The organism is Desulfobacula sp. (genome assembly GCF_021107415.1).
Window position 1 is genome coordinate 1 of record NZ_JAIOSW010000257.1, and the last position, 4,740, is coordinate 4,740.

The window sequence follows — 4,740 nt, forward strand, 5'->3', positions numbered from 1 at the left end:
AAGGCCATATTGGAAAATTTTGCTGACGCTGATGTAGGCTATGTTACTGGTAAAATGGTATATGTAAATCCTGATGGAACTGTTATTGGTGACGGATGTTCTGCATATATGAAATATGAGAATTTTTTACGGGCAGGTGAAACAAAAATAGGTTCAGTTGTGGGTGTTGATGGTGGTATCGACGCCATTCGGAAAAAATTATATAAATCAATGAATCCAGACCAACTGCCGGACTTTGTTCTTCCTCTCTCAGTTGTCGAACAAGGTTTTCGGGTTGTTTATGAGCCAGGGGCATTACTCAGGGAAGATGCCTTGAAGGAGTCATCGGATGAATACCGAATGCGGGTAAGGGTTTCACTCCGGGCGTTATGGGCCTTGTTTGACAAGAGAGCAATGTTTTTTTCCGGCGACAACTTACTTTATGCCTGGCAGATGTTTTCTCATAAAGTGGCTCGTTATCTTTGCTTCATATTTATGGTACTGGCATTTATCAGCAATCTTATACTGATCAATCAGGGAGTTGGTTATCTATTGTTTTTTTTGTTACAAAGTAGCGCCTATCTATTAGCTATTGTTTCTCCTTTGTTTGAACGTAAGGGAATGAAATTAAAAATTGCGTATCTCTTTTATTATTTTGCCTTAATCAATTTTGCTGCCGGCCATGCCTTTTTAAAGTTCCTTATGGGAAAGAAACAAGTTCTTTGGAACCCTCGCAAAGGCTAAATCCAGTGTCCTTTAGGCAACCATGGTATGAAAATACTACATCTTATTGATTCCGGCGGGCTTTATGGCGCTGAAGTGATGCTGCTATCACTTGTATCCGCCCAGGTTAAGATGGGGTTGGTGCCGGTTATCGGTAGTATCAGAAAAAAAGGAATAGGTGATAAACCTATTGAGATAGAGGCAAGGAAGCTGGGTCTTGATGTGCAAGTTTTTGAAATGCACACTGGGCCCAATTTTTTTGGGATTTGGGAAATTGTTAAGTTTGCCCGGCAGAATAATTTTGATCTTTTCCATTCCCATGGTTATAAAACCAATATCATGCTTGGGTTGATGCCTTCTTTTATGCGTGGACTTCCTGTTATAACCACTCTGCATGGCTGGACCAGTGCCGGTACCTGGAGTAAAATGCGGATCAATGAAGAGTTAGATGCTTTCAGCCTCTGTTTTGTGGATAGAATTGTTCTTGTGAATCAGGGTATGCTGGATAATAAAAAGGTGCGAAAGTTACCTGAAGAAAAAATTTGTGTTATTAATAATGGTATTGAAATAGATGGTAATCCTGGTATTGAGCATTGTTATCTTGAAGAATCTTTAAAAACTGATTTAAAAGCTTTTTGCAGTCAGGGCAGGGTGATTGCCTCTATTGGTCGTCTGTCCCATGAAAAGGGGTTTAATTATCTTGTGGAGGCCGAGAGGATTTTAAGAGATGAAAAAAACGAGGATGTCCGTCTGCTTTTGATTGGTGAAGGACGGCAGCGCAGTAATCTGGAACAGCAGGCAAAGGAATGCGGGCTTAGTGAATACTTTTTTATAACAGGCTATGTCAAGAATGCCCGTGCATTGCTTGAAATGGTGGATTGCTATGTTATTTCATCGCTGACCGAAGGTTTGCCCATTACTTTACTTGAGGTTATGGCATCCGGGACACCCATTGTTGTCACTGAAGTGGGAGGTATTCCCCATGTGGTGGAGCATGGTCAGGATGCTTTACTCGTCCCTGAAAAAAATCCTAAAGCAATTGTAGATGCAGTGTATGAATTACTGCACAAGCCTGAGCTTGCTGCCAGGTTGACAACAAAGGCTGAACAAAAAGTTAAATCAAGATTCACAAGTACTATTATGGCTGAAAAGTACAGTAGTTTGTATTCAGAAATGTTGCAATAGGGTTTTGCGTGTGTTTAAAGTGTACACTTTAAGAGAGACCATTATTAATTTATTTAGCTTCCCGATTAAAAATGTCATGTGTCCCAATTGCTCTGAAAATCAGTTTGTTATCAATATATTCAAAAGTAAATCGATATTTCATGGTAATAGATCCCTCCCATTGGGTTTTAGTCCCTTGAATTCGTTTTACGCGAAGGGAAGGATGTGACATATCCTGCATAAAAAGTTGGATTTTTTGATCAAAGGTTTTTTTGACTTTCTCTGGTAAAGCGGTATAGGCTTTCTTGAACTGTTTGCTGAACTGATAGGCTGTTATTTTTTCAGCCATTTTAATCCTTGTTCTATAGTCTTAAATTCTGGAGATATATTTTTTTTATTGATTTCCACGTCAATGCGGTCTTCCATTTTCTGCCACTCTTTTGTCCAGTACCATCCTTGTGCAGGGTCAATAATTTTTCTTGGTTTTAATACAACCTGTCCTTTTTCTATCTCTACTTCAACATAGTCGCCGTTTTCAATCCCAAGAGTAGTCATAATTTTTTTTGGTATTCGAATCTGCCCCTGGGGGCTTATTTTCATTAGTGCAGATGTTGACATAGCCTCTCCTTTTTAAACAATTAAACTTTTAAACTATTATATGCTTACTACTTTTTTTGTCAAGGCTTTAACAATTATTTTCGCAATTCCCAATTCCGCACCAATTCCGTCAGCATAGCTCTATGCCCTTCTTTTATACCTTCCTTTCTGCTCGCCTTCTTTCCTGAGTTTTTCAGCAATAGTTATTATATTATCCTCCTTTTTTTTTGATATATGTTTGGCGACCATTTTTTTAGGGTCGTTTGGAGTTTTATTCGGTTGCTGGCAAGCTTTTTTAAAAAAGGAAAATTTTCCACAAAGAATTACCACATTGACTTGACCGGATTATATATAATTAACATAAGGTGGCATTAAATTTGCTTATTAATTCACCACGAACAATTATTGTAAAATTATGAGGAGGATTTTATGAACAGTTTTTTTATAAACAGAAATTTTAAAAAGTTATGGTTTGTTTTGATTGTTGCCGGGTTTTGGTTTTTTCTTTTAGGCGGAACGGCCTCAGCAGATTGTGTTGAGATATTTTCCTGGCTTCCCAATAGTGAATCCAATATCACAGGCTACAAGATCTATTATGGACAGACCAATGGCGGACCCTATCCGAATGTGGTTAATGTCGGCAAGCCTGCGCCTGTAGAGGGTCGTATCCATGGAACAGTGCCGGGACTGACTTGCGGGCAGCAATACTATTTTGTATGCGTGGCTGTTAATGATGCCGACATTGAAAGTGCCTATTCAACTCAGGCAGATGTAACCCCTAATAGTGCAGTTCCAGGGTCTCCTGTAAATTTAATGATTATCGAGTAAAGGGCAATAATTGATGAATGACGAAATGACAGCAACTGGGAATGGAGGCATGGTATGAAACAGAAAATTAAATGTTTTTTTATTACAGTTTTTATAATAGCAATATATTGTGTTCATGTGCATGCATCTGACTCAATGTTAAAATGGGATGCTTCAACAGGAGATGTTACAGGGTATACAATTTATTATGGTCTTTCCCAGGGAAGTTATCCTTTCAGCGAAGATGTTGGAAATGTGACACAATATTCTTTAAATAATTTTTCGTTAAGTGAAGGCACAACCTATTATTTCGTGGTTCGAGCATATAATGCTGCCGGAGAGAGTGGCGATTCAAACGTGACAAGCTATGCTGTCCCAAGTGCCGGTGATACAACGCCCCCAGTACCGCCTGAAGGTGTTTCGGGTGAAATTGTAAATGAAGATATATTGCTGACATGGCAAGCGAACAGTGAAAATGATATTTCCGGATACAGGGTATATTACGGTACTTCAAGCAGAAATTATGGCCTTCCAATACCAGAGAATGGGACAGAGTATTCTATTACAGGATTGAATTCTGGTGTAACATATTATTTTGCGGTAAGCGCTGTTGATACCTCTGGAAACGAGAGTGGTTATTCTTCTCCTGAAATTATTAAAACAATATCTGTGGCTGATACGACATCACCGTCAGTATTCATTGAATCACCGACTGATAGTCCTTTGTTTGATACATCGAGTTTAAGTATTGATATCAGCGGATCTGCATCAGACGATAGGAGTGTAACCCAGATTGTCTGGTCAAACTCAGCAGGTGGAAGTGGCGTGGCAGCAGGGACGGATAGTTGGAGCATAAGTGATATTGGGCTTGTTGAAGGTGATAATGTCATAACAATAACAGCTAAAGATGCAGCCGGGAATGAGTCTACAGATACTATTACCGTGACAAATACGCTTGGTAGTTTGCGTACTAAGGTTTTTGGTGCTGTATCAGGAGCTGATTTTCCGCAGACATGTGAAGATACTTTCTTAAATGCAGGGTCAGCAAGTACAAACACTTCTAATTCTTCTGTTTCACTTAATACTTATACCTGGCCAACTGATACTGCGGCTAACAGGATTGCTATGAATTGGGATGTTTCGATCCTTCCTCAAAATGCTGTTGTTTTGAAGGCTAAATTAAGTTTGTATATGTTTGGTTATGATGGTACCGGAGGCGATGCCGGATATGAAATAACCGCACACAAAATTATAAATCACAAACCAGGTATCTCTACTTGTACATGGAATACATACAACGGTACAAATACTTGGACTGGCGGTAATAATGGTGGTGAACTGGATTTGGCACCCGCAGAAGTCGGTGTCATTGTGGATAAAACTGTTGGATATAAAGAATTTGATATAACAAATATGGTTAAGGGGTGGATTATCGATCCTTCCGGTAACTTTGGATTGATGTTAAATTCC

6 protein-coding genes are annotated in these 4,740 nt (G+C 39.2%); 4 read left to right on the forward strand and 2 right to left on the reverse strand.

The genetic code is table 11. From position 1 onward, the window contains the following. Positions 1-9: 9 nt before the first annotated feature. A complete protein-coding gene (locus K8S13_RS13805; protein ID WP_291463315.1) occupies positions 10-723 on the forward strand; it encodes a hypothetical protein in 714 nt (237 codons plus the stop codon). Positions 724-750: 27 nt separating this feature from the next. Next, entirely contained in the window at positions 751-1,887 is a 1,137-nt protein-coding gene (locus K8S13_RS13810) for a glycosyltransferase (protein WP_291463316.1), read from the forward strand. Positions 1,888-1,936: 49 nt separating this feature from the next. Here the strand turns inward: K8S13_RS13810 and K8S13_RS13815 are convergent, their stop codons facing one another. Beyond that, complete coding sequence (locus K8S13_RS13815) at positions 1,937-2,215, reverse strand: hypothetical protein (protein WP_291463317.1); 279 nt, start codon at positions 2,213-2,215, stop codon at positions 1,937-1,939. Next, positions 2,200-2,484, reverse strand: coding sequence for an AbrB/MazE/SpoVT family DNA-binding domain-containing protein (locus tag K8S13_RS13820; protein WP_291463319.1), 285 nt, complete (start codon positions 2,482-2,484; stop codon positions 2,200-2,202). The genes K8S13_RS13815 and K8S13_RS13820 overlap by 16 nt, the downstream gene beginning before the upstream one ends. A 408-nt stretch (positions 2,485-2,892) precedes the next feature. On the opposite strand from K8S13_RS13820, the gene K8S13_RS13825 reads away from it, so the two are divergent. Beyond that, entirely contained in the window at positions 2,893-3,291 is a 399-nt protein-coding gene (locus K8S13_RS13825; protein ID WP_291463320.1) for a fibronectin type III domain-containing protein, read from the forward strand. Positions 3,292-3,345: 54 nt separating this feature from the next. Next, positions 3,346-4,740 (forward strand): fibronectin type III domain-containing protein (locus tag K8S13_RS13830; RefSeq protein WP_291463322.1); only part of this gene is annotated, 1,395 nt, incomplete at its 3' end.